The following is a 14,409-nucleotide window of genomic DNA, read 5'->3' as shown; positions in this document are numbered from 1 at the left end:
TCAGACCTCCGCGCCTCGGTTACCGGTGGAGCGCCACGCTACGTCAAGGTCTCGGACATCCGTGGCATCCCATGGCTGTTCCCAGCCGCCCACCGCGAGCAAAAGCGTGAGAAGACCAGCCGTGAAACCCCACACCAGCATGTCCGGCACCGCGAAACCCGGCCCCATGTACCCCGACGGGTGCTTCACCATGAACCGGTTCGCCGGATCGGCCAGGTGCGAGATCGGCACCCGGGCCACAGCCTGCGTCTCCGCCGGATCCACCGCCCACACCCGGCTCGGCTTCTCCCAGTAGCCGACCACCGGCGTGACATGGAATCGCGACACCGGAATGTGCAGCGACGGCAGCAGTGCGACCGGCCGCACCCCGGACGGGTCGACGCCGGTCTCCTCGATGGCCTCGCGCAGCGCGGTGGCCACCGGGCCGTCGTCCTCGGGCTCGGTCTTGCCGCCGGGGAAGGCGACCTGGCCGGAGTGCTTGTCGTCACCGGTCGCGCGGAGCTGTAAGAGCACGTCAGGACCACGCTCGGGGTCTTCGCCCAGCAGGATCAGCACGGCGGCGTCGCGGGCGGTGTCGTCCGGCGGCGAGAACCGCCGCCACATGTCCGCGTCGAGGTCGGCGGTGGCGGCGACCAGCGGGGCGAGCCAGTCCGGCAGCTCGGCCGGGTCGACCAGCGGTCCGTGGGTCATCGGGCGCCTCCGAGATAGCGGGCGACGGCACCGCGCACGTCGTCGACCGACCGCAGCAGCCGCGGGTCGGAGATGAACGTCACGGTCCCGTCCGCGGAGATCAGGTAGCTCGCGGGGAGCGCCGCCGGGATTTTCAGGGCGCGCTCCACGGAGCCGTCTGTGTCCAACAGGTTGGGGAACTTGACGTTGAGGTCTCGAAGGAGGCCTAGAGCGTCACCGGTAGGACTCTTGATCGCGAGGCCGACAACGGCGATAGCGTCCGTGCCCGTCGCGTACTCGGCAAGGACCGGGAGTTCCTCGCGGCACGGCTGACACCACGTGGCCCAGACGTTGAGCAGCACGGGACGTCCCGCGAGCACCCCCGCGACCTCGACCCGCGCCCCGTCGGCCAGGCATTCCGCTGTGATCCCGCGCACCGATTCCGGGCCGCCCGCGGCGGTCGGGCAGGGCATGAGCGCCGCTTCGGCCCGCGCCGAGGTCAGGTCTGGACCTGGGGCCGGGGGCCGGGGTGCGTCCCCGCGCGGCCAAACCGCGACGACCCCGGCGACCAGGAGGATCACCGCGACCAACACCCAGCGCGACTTCACTCGCTCGGCTTCCCGGGGCGGTAGCCGTCGCGGGTGCGCTCGGCCAGGGCGATCAGGTGCTCGGCCTCGACGCCCTTGACCAGCTTCGCCGCCTGCTCCGGCTCCGTCGGTCCCGCGCCGTAGGACGGGCAGTCGCGAAACAGCAGGCAGGCGCCGCACGCGGGCTTGCGCGCGTGGCAGACACGGCGGCCGTGGAAGATCACCCAGTGCGACAGCATGGTCCAGTCTTTGCGCGGGACCAGCGCGCCGATCGCGTGCTCGACCTTGACCGGGTCTTCCTCCTCGGTCCATTTCCAGCGGCGCACCAGCCTGCCGAAATGGGTGTCGACCGTGATCCCGGGCACGTCGAAGGCGTTGCCGAGGATCACATTGGCGGTCTTCCGACCGATGCCCGGGAGCTTCACCAGGTCCTCGAGCCGCTTGGGAACCTCGCCGCCGAAGCCCTCCACGAGGGCGGCGCCGAGACCCATCAGCGAGTTCGCCTTGTTCCGGTAGAAACCGGTCGGGCGGATCATCTCCTCCAGCTCAGCGCGGTCGGCGCCGGCGTAATCGGCGGCCGAGCGGTACTTCGCGAAGAGGGCGGGAGTCGTCAGGTTGACCCGCACGTCGGTGCACTGCGCGGACAGGATCGTCGCCACCGCCAGCTCCAGCGGGGTGGTGAAGTCCAGCTCGCAGTGGGCGTCCGGATAGCCCTCGGCCAGGGCGCGGGTCATCCGGCGGGCGCGGCGGGTCAGGGAGAGACTGGATTCCGCCTCCGCGGCGGCGGCAGCACGGGGCGGGCGTCGGGTGGTCGGAGGCACCTCGTTAGCCTACGGGCCGTCGGACAACCCGAAATGTGCCCCAGACGTCTACGCATCAGACCATCGAGAATCTTCAACGACAGACGAGGATCGACGACACCATGGCAGTCTGGTTCGTGTTCGTAGTGCCCCTGGTGATCATGTTTTTCGCGCTGTTCATGGAACGCGTGGAAACCCGTCTTCGCCATGTCGCGGTCCAAGAGACCGATGTCGAGGAGTTCCTGGAGTCCGCCCGGCCCGACGAGGTCCGCGCTCTCTACGGCCACGGCATCGGACGCGCGCTGGAGCTGTTCCGGCTGCGTAGGGTCGGTGGACGCGCCGCGAAGCTGCGCGGTCGCAAGGGCGGGGCATAGGCGCTAGGGTCATCCAACTGGGCGATCATTGCCCGCCGAACGCGCGACCCGCGCTTACGGCGAGCCGTCAGGGCAAACCTGGCGAACGCCCTACACTGTAAGCGTGATCGGCGTCGCATCGATGCGGCGGCCGAGGTGGATACAGGAGGACCGAGGTGGATGAGACCCTGGCCCGTGCGGGCATCTTCCAAGGGGTCGAGCCGGCCGCGGCGGAAGCGCTCGCACAGACGCTCGAAGCCGTGGAGTTCCCCCGGGGACACGTGATCTTCGCCGAAGGCGAGCCCGGCGACCGGCTGTACATCATCCAGTCCGGCAAGGTGAAGCTCGGGCGGAAGTCTCCGGACGGCCGCGAGAACCTGCTCGGAATCTTCGGACCGTCCGACATGTTCGGCGAGCTGTCGATTTTCGACCCGGGCCCGCGCACGTCTACGGCGACCACGGTCACCGAAGTGCGCGCGGTGACGATGGACCGGCCGGCGCTTCGCCAGTGGATCGGCACCCGACCGGAGATCGCCGAGCAGCTGCTTCGCGTGATCGCCCGGCGGCTGCGGCGCACCAACGGCATGCTGGCCGACCTCATCTTCACGGATGTGCCCGGTCGCGTCGCCAAGGCGCTGCTGCAGCTCGCACAGCGTTTCGGCAGCCAGGAAGCCGGGCTGCTGCGGGTCACGCACGATCTCACGCAGGAGGAGATCGCCCAGTACGTCGGCGCCTCCCGCGAGACCGTCAACAAGGCGCTCGCCGACTTCGCGCACCGCGGCTGGCTGCGGCTCGAAGGCAAGAGCGTGCTGATACTCGACCCCGAGCGGCTCGCTCGCCGGGCTCGCTGACAAACGCATAAAGAGGCGAGAGGTCGGGCGCCGCCCCCGACGCGGCGCACCGACCTCTCGCAAGTGCGCGAACCATCCCCCGACGGTCCACGCTCCCCGCCCTCCGGGCTAGGCCCCGAACCCGTGTGCCGGAGGGAATTCGTGGTGTTCAGTTGGCGTATCGCGCTCCGCCAGTTGGGTGTAACGCGCTACATACAAACCATCGCAAATCACTGGCGCTGAGCTCAAGAGGTATCACCCTCAAGGACTCCGACAGCCGGGTTTCGTTGCGCGAGTTCGCACGGAACACCCTCTACCGTTATCCAACCGAGACCTACCACCAAATCTGGTGTCTTAAACCACCCAATATTTACTGGTACGGCCGTACCAGAGTGCGGCATACTGGTACGCATGTCCCACTCTGCCGGTTTCGCCGACTACCGCACGGCCCTGACGACCCCAGGTGCGCGCGGTCCGGTGCTGTCGGCCCTGGTCGGCAGGCTGCCGATCGCGATGATGGGCCTTTCGCTGCTGCTTTACGTCCAGCGCTCCACCGGATCGTTCGCCATCGCCGGCCTCGTCTCGGCGGGCTCACTGATCGGTGTGGCCGTCGGGTCGGTGACCCAGGGCCGGATCATGGACCGGGTCGGCCCCTCGCGGCCGCTGCTGGTCGCCTCAGCCGTGTTCGCGGTGTTCACCACCTTGGCCATCCTGGCGGTCGAGGCGCACGCGCCGACGATCCTGCTGGTCATCCTCGGTTTCGCCGTGGGAACCACTGAGCCGATGATCGGCTCGGCGTCCCGGGCGAACTGGACCCGGCTGCTTCCCCCAGGCCCCGCCCGCAACGCCGCGTTCGCCTACGAGGCGATCAGCATGGAGGTCTTCTTCATCCTGGGCCCGGCGCTGGCCGGCGTGCTGCTCGCGGCACCGTGGGCGGGGACCGGCGTGGTCGCGGGTGCCGCCTGCATGATCGTCGGCGGCACGTCGTTCGCGCTGATGCCGACCGTGCGCCACTTCCGGCCCAACAAGGTCGACCGCGTGGACCACGGGATGCTCGGCGCGCTGGCCTCCCCCGGCATGCGCACGGTGGCCCTGGCCGCGATGGGCTTCGGCGCGACCATCGGCTTCATCGAAGTCGCCGTCCCGGCCGCCGCGACGGCCGCGGGCAACCCGCCCGCGGGTGGGTTCCTGCTCGGTCTGTGGTCGATCAGCTCGGTGATCTTCGGCGTGCTCTACGGAATGAGCCCCTGGCCTCGGGCGATGTCGCTGCGGCTGCCGGTGCTCCTCGGCGGGTTCGCCGTGCTCGTGGCGTTCCTCGCGATACCGACGTCGCTGATCTGGCTTGGCGCGGCTCTGCTGCTGGCGGGCATGCTCGTCACCCCGCAGGCCACCGCCCACTCGGCGGCGCTCGAACTGGTCGCGCCCAAGGGCACGGTCACGGAGGCGTTCGGCTGGGTGATCACGGCGGTGACGCTCGGGTTGGCGCTTGGCCAGTCAGTGAGCGGCTACCTCGTCGAGCACGTCGGTCTGGCGTCGGCATACCTCGGCGCCAGCGTGGTCGGGCTGCTCTTCACGGCCATCGTGTACGCCCGACGGAACACCGTCGTGGACGTGAACGCCCAGGTCAAGACCATGGAACCCGCCCTCGTGTAGCCACCTGTGGACAACTTTTCGCCCATGTCGGTGGATCGGGCTACGGTCCATTCATGGACCTGACGATCACCACAGCCCAACTCGCCGCAGCCGCCGCCGACGTCGTCCGGCTGGTGCCGGGCAAGCTGGTCGACCCGGTGCTCGGCGGTTTACTGCTCACCGCCGACGCCCGGGGAGTGGTGCTCGCCGCCAACGACCGCGAACGCACCGCCCGCATCAGCTGCGACGCGCTCGTGCACACCGAGGGTCAGGTGTTGGTCCCGGCCAAACCGCTGGCCGAGACGCTGCGGGCACTGGATCAACCGCAGGTCCGACTTGTCGTCGAGGGCGCCCGGCTCGCCATCCGGGCCGAGGGTGCCCGCTTCGCCCTGCCGCTGCTCGATGTGGACCTGCACCCCGGCGTCACCGAGCCGCCCGCCCCGAGCGGCTCGGTGTCGGCGACAGTGTTCGCCTCGGCCCTGTCCACGGTCGCCACCACAGCCGCCCGCGATGAAGCGCTGCCGATCTTCACCGGTGTCCGGGTGCGTTCGGAGGGCGACAAGCTTGTGCTTCGGGCCACCGACCGCTACCGGATGGCCATCGCCACCATTCCCTGGACCCCGGGGCCGTCGACGATCGACGCCCTCATCCCGGCCACCCTCCTGGCGGAGATCGGCAAGCAGGTGGTGGGCGATGTGTGGATCGGCGTCGACGCCAACCGGCTGTCGCTGGCCTGGGAGGACATGGTCGTCACCACGGCGGTACTGGACGGCACGTACCTGTCGGAGTCCAAGCTCGCCCTGTCCGACTTCGACACCCACGTCGAAGCCGACGCCGACGCCCTCGCCGGCGCAACCCGTCGAGTCGCCCTCTACACCGACGCCCGGGGCGTGATCTCCCTGGAAGTCGGCGACAGCGAAGTGCGCCTGCGCACCGCGGACCGCCAGACCGGCGAAGCGGAGGAATCCGTGAAAGCCACCATCGACGGCGGCCGAACCAGCCCGTCCTACCAGGCCCGCTACCTGATCGACGCCTTACGACCGTTCGCGGGCAGGCGGATCCAGCTGGCGATCCAGCCGGGGATGCGGGCAACGGTCGTGACGGCTGTGGAGGGTGGGGAGGTGGATCTGCGGTACATCATCATGCCGATGCTTCCGCCGAAGACCGGCTGACTCCTGCTACCGCCAGGTGCCCTGGCTGCCTTTGGTTCCCTTGCCGACCAAGTGGGGTTGCCGTCGGTGTTTCCATGCCCGGCAAGGGGGTTGGCCTCGGTGGTCCTCCGAGATGCCGTTGGAACCGGTCCTCACACCCCCACCAACCCGGCCGCCGTTCCCCAGGCACGCCTTGGGGATCGGTGCCTCGTGCCCCGCCAGCGAGATGGCCGTTCCCAGGCACGCCGCGGGGATCGGTGCCTCACGTTCCTGCTGGGTGGTGATCCTTCCCAAAGGTGCCGTTGGGGTCGGCAGGGCCCGTTGCGGGTTCGTGGGCAGCGATGTCCCGAGGCTCGCGGGTCAGGCTGGTTCGGTGCGGCGCAGGTATTCCAGTTGCGCCTGGACGGACCACTCCGCCGCCGGCCATAGGGATTGGTCGACGTCCGCGTAAACGATCTCCACTACCTGTCGAGGAGTTGCCGTTGGTCCCAAAGTTCGCAGGGCCGCCCGGATCTGGTTCAACCGCACTTCCCGGTGTGCCAGGTACTCCCCCGCGATGGTGGCCAGGTCGGGCAGGTCCGGTCCGTGACCTGGCAACACCACGCCTCTTCGGGTGCTGAGCAGTCGGAGAGAGTCCAGGTACTGACCGAGGTCGCCGTCCGGTGGGGCGATCACGGTCGTGCCGCGACCCAGCACGGTGTCGCCGGTCAGCATCGCCGATTGTCCATTGTGGTCAATCGCGAGGCAGATCGAGTCGGCTGTGTGTCCTGGGGTGTGGATGACTTCCAGGCCCAGACCTGCCAACGCCAGTTCTTCGCCGTCGACGAGAGGACCTTCGCCACGACACAGTTCACGGTCAAACGCTCGCACGGGTGCGTCCGCCTGGCGGGCCAGCCACGTTGCGCCTTGGACATGGTCGGCGTGGTGGTGGGTGATGAGGATGGCCTCGATCTTGCCCGCGGCCCCGATCACGCGGGTCAGGTGTGGTTCGTCCTCGTAACCCGGGTCGACCACAACGCAGCCCTCTGCGCCGGGGGCGCGGAGGAGCCAGGTGTTGGTGCCGTCGAGGGTCATCGCGCTGGGGTTGTCCTCCAACAGCACCGAGGCGAAGGGCGTGACCTGCCGGACGACGCCGTAGGCGGGGTGGCTCATTCGGCGACCCCGTACGCCGGGTCGCCGGGTAGGACCACCCGGACCTGGGTGCCGTCGCGGATGACCTTGGGGATGATCTTGTCCACGGCGCGTTCGGCGGCCATCGCGGAGGCTACGGTCGGGTGCTCGTCCAGGTCGGCGAGGGTCACCCAGGTGGGCGGGAGCAGGCCTCGGCGGCCCTCCGCCCAGTCGCGCAGAGCTTCCGACGGGGGCTGCCAGGCGACGTCCTCGGCTTCCGTCGTGTCCCCGTCGGCGTGCTGGCCGACGGGCATGGCGGCGAGGAAGAAGCGGGTGTCGTAGCGGCGGGGCTCCTCGGCGGGGGTCACCCAGTTCGCCCAGGGGCGCAGCAGGTCGGCGCGCAGGACGAGGTTGTTGTCGGCGAGGAACTGGGCGAAGGAGTACTTGCGGTCGACCAGGTGCTGGCGAGCGTCGTGGAAGGGGCGCGCGTCGGACACGACGCTGCCCGCGTCCGGGCCCGCCAGCAGGACCCCGGACTCCTCGAACGTCTCCCGCACCGCCGCGCAGACCAGGGCACGCGCCATCGGCGGGGAACACCCGAAGCGCTCGGCCCACCACGCGGGGTCCGGGCCGTGCCAGGCAACGGAGGCGTCCTCGTCGCGCGGGTCGACGCCGCCGCCGGGGAACACCGTCATGCCGCCGGCGAAGGCCATCCCGACCACCCGCCGCAATAGGAAGGCCTCCAGGCCGGGCTCGCCGTCGCGGACCAGGATCACGGTCGCGGCGTCCTTCGGGACGACCGGCGGGTCGGGCGGCTCCGCGGGGACGAATCCCTCCGGCAGCACCAGTTCCTTGGGCAGTTCACGCACGCCCCGACCCTACGCGGTCGGGGCCGCCCCGGACTGTGCCACCGGCCACGCACCACCGCCGCCACCCCGGTCCCCATGGCCATGCGCCGACCACCCCCACGTGTGACCGCAGGGCCGAACCGATGACTGCCGCGAAGGGGCATTACCCACCTCGCCCACGTCCTCGACTCTGGACGCATGGCTGGCGAAATCCCTCTGCGCACGGGGTCAACCGAGTCGGACTGGGTGACCTACCTACAACAGCTCCTCCGCGCGGCTGCTCGACAACGGCCCCAAGGGCATCACGCGCGCCATGGCACCGGATCGTCGCCGGCGCCAAGACCGACAGAACGGCCGAAGGCACGTGGCTCGCCCCGGACGACACCGAGCCGGCAGAGCCACGAGGACGTGGAGACCCGGTGCGAGGCGGGTCCACTCAGGCCGAACAAACATCTTCGGCTACGCGGCGGGCACCCTGCGGCCTTCCACGACCACCCGCACGAGGTATAGACCACTCAGGCAAAATGCCCCCATGGGCGACAACTTTTTGCGAGTCGGACTGGTCGGAGCAGGGCCCTGGGCGGAGGCGGTGCACGGTCCGGGCATCGCCGCGCACCCCGCGACCGAGTTGACAGCCGTGTGGGCACGGCGCCCTGAGGCGGCGGCCGGGATGGGCGCTCCGGTCATCGCGGACTTCGACGAACTCCTGTCCACTGTCGACGCCGTGGCCTTCGCCGTCCCGCCCGCCATCCAGGCCGAGATGGCGATCAAGGCCGCCAACGCGGGCAAGCACGTCATCCTCGAGAAGCCGATCGCCGACTCCGTCGAGACCGCCGTGCGCCTGGTCGACGCCGTCGAGCGGGCGGGCGTGGCATCCATGGTTGTGTTCATCCGCCGCTTCGCGCCGGAGACCATTCAGTGGCTCGACGACGTCCAGGGCCAGTCCTGGTTGGGCGGCAACGCGCGGTGGCTGTCCGGGGCGCTGCTGGGCGGCAAGTACTCAGGGTCGGCCTGGCGGCATGCCGGCGGCGCGCTCGTCGACGTCGGACCGCACGTCTTCGACCTGCTCGACGCCGCGCTCGGCCCCGCGGTCGAGGTCGTCGCCGCCCATCACGGCACGGCCGACCTGTGGACGGTCGTCCTCGCGCACGAGAGCGGCGCGACCAGCACCTCGACCCTGTCGATGTTCATGCCGGTGGACCCTTCGGTCACCGACCTGTCGGTCTACGGCGACGGCGGTTACCGCGAGCTGACCGGCCGGGCGACCAGCGCCCAAGTCGCCTACGCCGCCCTGCTCGACGACTTCACCGGCCTGGTCCGCGACCACCGCACCGAGCACCCGTTGAACGTCCATAGAGGACTCATGATCCAACGGCTGCTCGACGCGGTCGCACAGAAGCTCTAGCTCTTTTCCTTCTGCTGCAAGGGAACACCATTGACCAGGGTCGACCGGTTCGCTTCCTGCCAGTCGTAGGACTCGCTCGACTTCCAGGCCGGGGTGTCGCTGCCGCCCTCGCGCCGGGCGAGTTCTTCCTGCAGTTCGCGCAGCAGCGTCAGTTCCTGGTCGTCGTCGGCCTCGCCGTCACTCGCCTGCGGAATCCAGGGCTCCGGGGTGGCGACGGGCTTGGTCTCGGTGGTGGTCCGATCCTTCCACGCCTTCGTGACCGTCGGCTTGGACGACGAGCGCTCCAGCGGAACCGACGTCGCGTAGCGCATCGCCGAGTGGTGGTAGTCGCTGGATTCCGTGCTGTCGCGCAGAACCTCGACCGACGCGGTCAGCCCCGCGCGGCGCAGCGCGTGCTCGACGCGGTACGCGGTGGCCGGGCCGGAGCCGGTCGGGCCGATCCGGATGAGCACGATCCGGTGCGGCACCGGGCCGGAGGCGGCGCCCGCGGGCGTGAGCCGCCACACCGCCCACACCGCGCGGATGTCCGGAAGGACGTCGAGGACCTGGATCGTCGCCTCGGCGACCCCCTGGTCGGCGCCGACGCCGCCGATCTTGCCCGCGGAGAACTTGTGCGTCGTGCTGACCGCGGTCTCGATCACCTTGATCCGCTCGACCACCGCCGGGTCGCAGTGCGCCGCCACCATCAGCTCGGTCAGCTCGTCGCGCTCGACCCGGGTGACCGGGATCGGACCGGCGGCCAGCGAGCCGACGATCAGCTCCAGCGCCCGGTCGACTTCGGTGGAGGCGAGCAGTTCGCGGGCGTCGGCCAACGCGTCGTCGTCGAGCCTGCCCGCGAGGGACAACAAAAGATCATGGACGCGGACCGGGAGTGTCACTCCCGCCCATCCGGCACCAGCGGCGACCTTCGTCACGATGGACCCTCCACGTAGTCGGGCTAGCTCGGGACTAAGTGCCCCTTGGCCACCAGCGGTTCCGAAGCCGCGTAGGCGGCCTCGTGGTACGCGGGCATCTCGAGGTCGTCCGGGAGGACCTCGACAGCCGGTTCGTAGGTCCCGAGGGCCCGCAGCACGCGCTGCAGTTCCCCGGTGAGCCGGGCGGCGTCACCGGTGGTGGTGACCAGGACGACCCTGGTCGCCGCGCCACCCCCGGCCCGGTCGCGCCGCCACGCCGACCGCGCCTCGACCACGTCGGGTCGACCGCGCAGCATCGCCATGAGGACGACCGCGACCGAGTCGCCCATGCTCACCCATTCGGGCGACTCCGCAGAGAAGGTGTAGTCGACATCGTCGACTTCGTCTACCCACGAGACCGCATTGAGCCGTTCGCCGTCCGCGCCGGACGGCAGCAGCGCGCTGTTGATCAGGCGGAACTCGGCGGGCGTTATGGCGACCCGCTCACGGAGCAGGGTCAGCGGCAGAGCGCGCGCGACCGCGTCGAGCGAGTCGCTGGCCAGCCAGTCACGCAGCCGCCACAGTTCCCGGTCGCCGAGTCGGCCCGCGAGCCGCAGCAGCAGCTCGTGGCACTCGGCCGCGGCGCTCACGCGACCTCGACGATCAGCTCGACCTCGACCGGCACGCCCAGAGGCAGCTCAGCGACGCCGACGGCGGACCGCGCGTGCCTCCCGGTCTCGCCGAAGATCTCGGCCAGCACGTCGGACGCGCCGTTGATGACGCCGGGCTGGCCGGTGAACCCCTCGGCGGAGGCGACGAACCCGACGACCTTCACGACCCGGGTCACCGCGTCGAGCCCGACGAGGCCGTCGACCGCCGCGAGCGCGTTGAGCGCGCACACGCGGGCGAGCTCGGCGGCGTACTCCGGGGTGATGTCGGCGCCCACCTTGCCGGTGGCCACGACCGCCCCGTCGACGATCGGCACCTGGCCCGAGGTGTAGACCAGCGAGCCCGTTCGCACGGCCGGGAGGTAGGACCCCGCGGGCGCGGGCACCTTGGGCAGTTCGATGCCCAGTTCGGCGAGACGGTCGTGCCTGCTCATCAGGCCCCCTTGGGACGCTTGAGGTAGGCGACCATCTGCTCACCGGTCGGCCCGGGGACGACGCTCACCAGCTCCCAGCCGTCCTCGCCCCACTGGTCGAGGATCTGCTTGGTCGCGTGGATCAACAGTGGCACCGTGGCGTACTCCCACTTCGTCATGGGCGGCAGCCTAGAACAGCTTCATACAGTTGATGGGTACGGTTGCGAAGTGGAGACCTGGCGTGTGCTCGCGACCGCCCTGCTCGGGGCGGGCGGAATCGTCTTGTCGCTGGTCACGATGGCCAAGGTGCGCGAACGCACCGGCTCCGCGGGCAGCGTCGCCATCGCGGGCGCGATCTGCGTCACTGTCCTGGCGTTGCTCTGCGTGCTGACGCTGACCGTCCTCGCCCCGCCCGTGGCCTGGGGCGTCGTGATCGTCGTCGGGATCGCGGGCTCCGCGATGCTGCTCGTCGGCTGACCGGTCGGGCGGGAACGTCCGCCGGGCAATTACGCTGAATGCGTGACTACACCCGTCGTCGGCTGGACAGAGGAAGTCGCCCGCGCCCGACTGCACGTGGTCACGGGCAAGGGCGGCACCGGCAAGACCACCCTCGCCGCGGCGCTCGCGCTGGCCATCGCGTCGGCGGGCAAGCGGGTGCTGCTGGTCGAGGTCGAGGGCAGGCAGGGCATCGCCCAGCTCTTCGACACCCAGCCGCTGCCGTACTCCGAGGAGCGGGTCGCCCTGACCGCGGCGGGCGGCGAGGTCAAGGCGCTGCACATCGACGTCGAGGCCGCGCTGCTCGAATACCTGGCGATGTTCTACAACCTGGGTTTCGCGGGCCGCACGCTCAGCCGGATGGGCGCGATCGAGTTCGCCACCACCCTGGCGCCGGGCCTGCGCGACGTGCTGCTCACCGGCAAGATCAAAGAGTGCGTGACGCGCACCGACGACCACGGCAGGCACGTCTACGACGCCGTCGTGCTCGACGCCCCGCCGACCGGCCGGATCGTGAAGTTCCTCGACGTCACCAAGGCCATGGCCGACCTGGCCAAGGTCGGCCCGATCAAGGGGCAGAGCGACGGCGTGATCCGGCTGCTGCATTCCGGCGACACCGCCGTCCACCTGGTCACCCTGCTGGAGGAGATGCCGGTGCGGGAGACCGTCGAGGCCGTCGAGGAACTCGACGAGGCCGACCTGCGGCCCGGCGCGATCATGGTCAACCGGGTCCGGCCGCCGCGCCTGCCCGCGCGCTCGGTCACCGCGGCCGCCGACGGGCGGGTCGACGCGACCAGGGTGCGCAACGGGCTCATGTCGGCGGGGCTCAAGCTGTCCGCCGAGGACATCGACGGGTTGGTCGAGGAAACCGTGGAACACGCCATCAGGGTCCAAGCCGAACAGAGCGCGCGCGCTCAACTCGCGGAGGTCGACCTGTTCGCCGTCGAACTGCCCGACCTCGTCGACGGTGTCGACACGGCCGCGCTGTACGAGCTGGCCGAGGTCCTCGTCGATCAGGGCGTCCGATGAGCGGCCTCGACGTCGACGCGCTGATCGACGACCCCGCGACCCACGTCATCGTGTGCTGCGGGTCCGGCGGCGTCGGCAAGACGACGACCGCCGCCGCCATCGCCGTGCGCGCCGCCGAGCGCGGGCGCAAGGCCGTGGTGCTGACGATCGACCCCGCGCGAAGGCTGGCCCAGGCGCTGGGCTTGAAGGAACTGGGCAACACCCCGAAGGCGGTATCGGTCGAGGGCTTCGAGCCCGCGGGCGAGCTGAGCGCGATGATGCTCGACATGCGCCGGACGTTCGACGACATGGTGCTGGCGCACGCGGGCGAGAAGCGCGCGCAGGAAGTCCTGCAGAACCCGTTCTACAAGACGATCTCGTCGTCGTTCTCCGGCACGCAGGAGTACATGGCGATGGAGAAGCTCGGGCAGCTCGCGGGCGAGGCGCAGTGGGACCTGATCATCGTCGACACCCCGCCGTCGCGGTCCGCGCTGGACTTCCTCGACGCGCCGCAGCGGCTGTCCACGGCGCTCGACGGGCGCATGATCAAGCTGCTGACCGGCCCCGCCCGGGCGGGCGGCTGGGGTCTACGCAAGGTCGTCAGCGCCGGGTTCGGCCTGTTCGCGAAGGCCGTGTCCACGATCGTGGGCGGCCAGCTGCTGGCTGACGCGTCCGCGTTCGTGCAGGCCTTCGACGGCATGTTCGGCGGTTTCCGCGAGCGCGCCCAGAAGACCTACGAGCTGCTGCGCTCGGAGGGCACGGCGTTCGTCGTGGTCGCCGCGCCCGAGCCGGACGCGCTGCGCGAGGCCAGCTACTTCGTCGAGCGGCTGGCCGCCGAGTCGATGCCGCTGGCCGGGCTGGTCGTCAACCGTACCCACCCGGTGCTGACCGCGCTGTCCGCACCGAAGGCGATCGCCGCCGCCGACAGCCTGGAGTCGGCCGGTGAGGCCCCCCTGGCCGCGGCGGTGCTGCGACTGCACGCCGACCGGGTGGCACTGGCGCAGCGGGAGCGTCGACTGATCTCCCGCTTCACCAAGGCACACCCGGCGGTCGCGCTGGTCCACGTGCCCGCGATGCCCGCCGACGTGCACGACCTGGAAGGCCTGCGACGGATCGGGACGAGCCTGGCCGGAGATCAGCCGACGCGGACGTCCTCTTCCTCGTCGTCGAAGGAGTGACTCCGACGCGCGTTGTCGAGCAGGTCGCGCCAGGAAAGCACGTCCGGCCTGCGACGTAGCAGCGCCCGGCGTTCCCGCTCGGTCATGCCGCCCCACACACCGAACTCGATGCGGTTGTCCAGCGCCTCCGCGAGGCACTCGGTCCGCACCGGACACGCGATACAAACCAGCTTGGCCTTGCGCTGCTCGGCGCCGCGGACGAAAAGACCGTCCGGATCCTCGTCACGGCACGTCGCGCGAACTCGCCAGTCGACCTTGGTTTCGAGATGCATAGCCCCCACCCCTGTCGTCGTCGCGACCCTGAACCGAATACCCCCCGGTACCGGTTGCGTCCCAGCCCGTGGGCTGTTCTGCCTGTCGTGAGACGTT

18 protein-coding genes are annotated in these 14,409 nt (G+C 70.2%); 8 read left to right on the top strand and 10 right to left on the bottom strand.

Features of this window, described 5'->3' with window-relative positions:
• The 3 genes from GPZ80_RS07350 to nth are packed head-to-tail and all read right to left on the bottom strand — an operon-like array spanning position 1 to position 1,990.
• Positions 1-690, bottom strand: a complete 690-nt coding sequence (locus GPZ80_RS07350; protein WP_187219380.1) for an NUDIX hydrolase — start codon at positions 688-690, stop codon at positions 1-3.
• Complete coding sequence (locus tag GPZ80_RS07345) at positions 687-1,277, bottom strand: TlpA family protein disulfide reductase (RefSeq protein ID WP_187219378.1); 591 nt, start codon at positions 1,275-1,277, stop codon at positions 687-689. The genes GPZ80_RS07350 and GPZ80_RS07345 overlap by 4 nt, the downstream gene beginning before the upstream one ends.
• Complete coding sequence (gene nth, locus GPZ80_RS07340) at positions 1,274-1,990, bottom strand: endonuclease III (RefSeq protein ID WP_187219773.1); 717 nt, start codon at positions 1,988-1,990, stop codon at positions 1,274-1,276. Before nth ends, GPZ80_RS07345 begins: the two co-directional genes overlap by 4 nt.
• Before the next feature lie 188 nt (positions 1,991-2,178).
• On the opposite strand from nth, the gene GPZ80_RS07335 reads away from it, so the two are divergent.
• The 4 genes from GPZ80_RS07335 (at position 2,179) to dnaN (ending at position 6,043) form a co-directional block, all read left to right on the top strand.
• Complete coding sequence (locus tag GPZ80_RS07335; protein WP_091380583.1) at positions 2,179-2,430, top strand: hypothetical protein; 252 nt, start codon at positions 2,179-2,181, stop codon at positions 2,428-2,430.
• Between the two features lie 155 nt (positions 2,431-2,585).
• On the top strand, positions 2,586-3,260 hold the full coding sequence (locus GPZ80_RS07330; RefSeq protein WP_091380091.1) for a Crp/Fnr family transcriptional regulator: 675 nt from the start codon (positions 2,586-2,588) through the stop codon (positions 3,258-3,260).
• Between the two features lie 390 nt (positions 3,261-3,650).
• Positions 3,651-4,892 carry an MFS transporter gene (locus GPZ80_RS07325; RefSeq protein ID WP_187219376.1) on the top strand — a complete coding sequence of 414 codons (1,242 nt, stop codon included), beginning with the start codon at positions 3,651-3,653 and terminating at the stop codon, positions 4,890-4,892.
• A 53-nt stretch (positions 4,893-4,945) separates the two neighbouring features.
• On the top strand, positions 4,946-6,043 hold the full coding sequence (gene dnaN / locus GPZ80_RS07320; RefSeq protein ID WP_187219374.1) for a DNA polymerase III subunit beta: 1,098 nt from the start codon (positions 4,946-4,948) through the stop codon (positions 6,041-6,043).
• Positions 6,044-6,382: 339 nt separating this feature from the next.
• On the opposite strand, the gene GPZ80_RS07315 is transcribed toward dnaN, so the two are convergent.
• Entirely contained in the window at positions 6,383-7,174 is a 792-nt protein-coding gene (locus GPZ80_RS07315) for an MBL fold metallo-hydrolase (protein ID WP_187219372.1), read from the bottom strand.
• On the bottom strand, positions 7,171-7,992 hold the full coding sequence (locus GPZ80_RS07310; protein ID WP_222719037.1) for an NUDIX hydrolase: 822 nt from the start codon (positions 7,990-7,992) through the stop codon (positions 7,171-7,173). Before GPZ80_RS07310 ends, GPZ80_RS07315 begins: the two co-directional genes overlap by 4 nt.
• Before the next feature lie 520 nt (positions 7,993-8,512).
• Here GPZ80_RS07310 and GPZ80_RS07305 point away from each other — a divergent pair.
• Positions 8,513-9,385, top strand: a complete 873-nt coding sequence (locus GPZ80_RS07305) for a Gfo/Idh/MocA family protein (RefSeq protein ID WP_187219369.1) — start codon at positions 8,513-8,515, stop codon at positions 9,383-9,385.
• Here GPZ80_RS07305 and GPZ80_RS07300 read toward each other — a convergent pair.
• Genes GPZ80_RS07300 through sp36 form a run of 4 tightly spaced genes read right to left on the bottom strand, consistent with a single transcriptional unit; the run spans position 9,382 to position 11,538 of the window.
• Complete coding sequence (locus GPZ80_RS07300; RefSeq protein WP_187219367.1) at positions 9,382-10,299, bottom strand: hypothetical protein; 918 nt, start codon at positions 10,297-10,299, stop codon at positions 9,382-9,384. The two genes, GPZ80_RS07305 and GPZ80_RS07300, sit on opposite strands and share 4 nt — an antisense overlap.
• Before the next feature lie 23 nt (positions 10,300-10,322).
• The gene (locus tag GPZ80_RS07295; RefSeq protein ID WP_187219365.1) at positions 10,323-10,928 is read right to left on the bottom strand and encodes a hypothetical protein; all 606 of its coding nucleotides are present in this window, start codon (positions 10,926-10,928) and stop codon (positions 10,323-10,325) included.
• The gene (locus tag GPZ80_RS07290; RefSeq protein WP_187219363.1) at positions 10,925-11,380 is read right to left on the bottom strand and encodes a RidA family protein; all 456 of its coding nucleotides are present in this window, start codon (positions 11,378-11,380) and stop codon (positions 10,925-10,927) included. The genes GPZ80_RS07295 and GPZ80_RS07290 overlap by 4 nt, the downstream gene beginning before the upstream one ends.
• Entirely contained in the window at positions 11,380-11,538 is a 159-nt protein-coding gene (sp36, locus tag GPZ80_RS07285; RefSeq protein WP_091380118.1) for a Sp36 family protein, read from the bottom strand. Before sp36 ends, GPZ80_RS07290 begins: the two co-directional genes overlap by 1 nt.
• A gap of 49 nt (positions 11,539-11,587) precedes the next feature.
• Here sp36 and GPZ80_RS32500 point away from each other — a divergent pair, with 49 nt between their 5' ends.
• The 3 genes from GPZ80_RS32500 to bagB are packed head-to-tail and all read left to right on the top strand — an operon-like array spanning position 11,588 to position 14,040.
• A complete protein-coding gene (locus tag GPZ80_RS32500; protein WP_187219361.1) occupies positions 11,588-11,836 on the top strand; it encodes a hypothetical protein in 249 nt (82 codons plus the stop codon).
• 42 nt (positions 11,837-11,878) lie between these two features.
• Positions 11,879-12,883, top strand: a complete 1,005-nt coding sequence (gene bagA / locus GPZ80_RS07275) for an ATPase BagA (RefSeq protein WP_187219359.1) — start codon at positions 11,879-11,881, stop codon at positions 12,881-12,883.
• A complete protein-coding gene (gene bagB, locus GPZ80_RS07270) occupies positions 12,880-14,040 on the top strand; it encodes an ATPase BagB (RefSeq protein WP_187219357.1) in 1,161 nt (386 codons plus the stop codon). Before bagA ends, bagB begins: the two co-directional genes overlap by 4 nt.
• On the opposite strand, the gene GPZ80_RS07265 is transcribed toward bagB, so the two are convergent.
• Positions 13,998-14,312: a WhiB family transcriptional regulator gene (locus GPZ80_RS07265; protein WP_091380130.1), complete on the bottom strand. Its 315-nt coding sequence runs from the start codon at positions 14,310-14,312 to the stop codon at positions 13,998-14,000. The two genes, bagB and GPZ80_RS07265, sit on opposite strands and share 43 nt — an antisense overlap.
• Between the last annotated feature and the right edge of the window lie 97 nt (positions 14,313-14,409).

Origin of the sequence: Actinokineospora xionganensis, assembly GCF_014323725.1 — a bacterium.
Taxonomy (GTDB): domain Bacteria; phylum Actinomycetota; class Actinomycetes; order Mycobacteriales; family Pseudonocardiaceae; genus Actinokineospora; species Actinokineospora xionganensis.
This window is presented reverse-complemented; position numbering and strand designations above follow the sequence as displayed.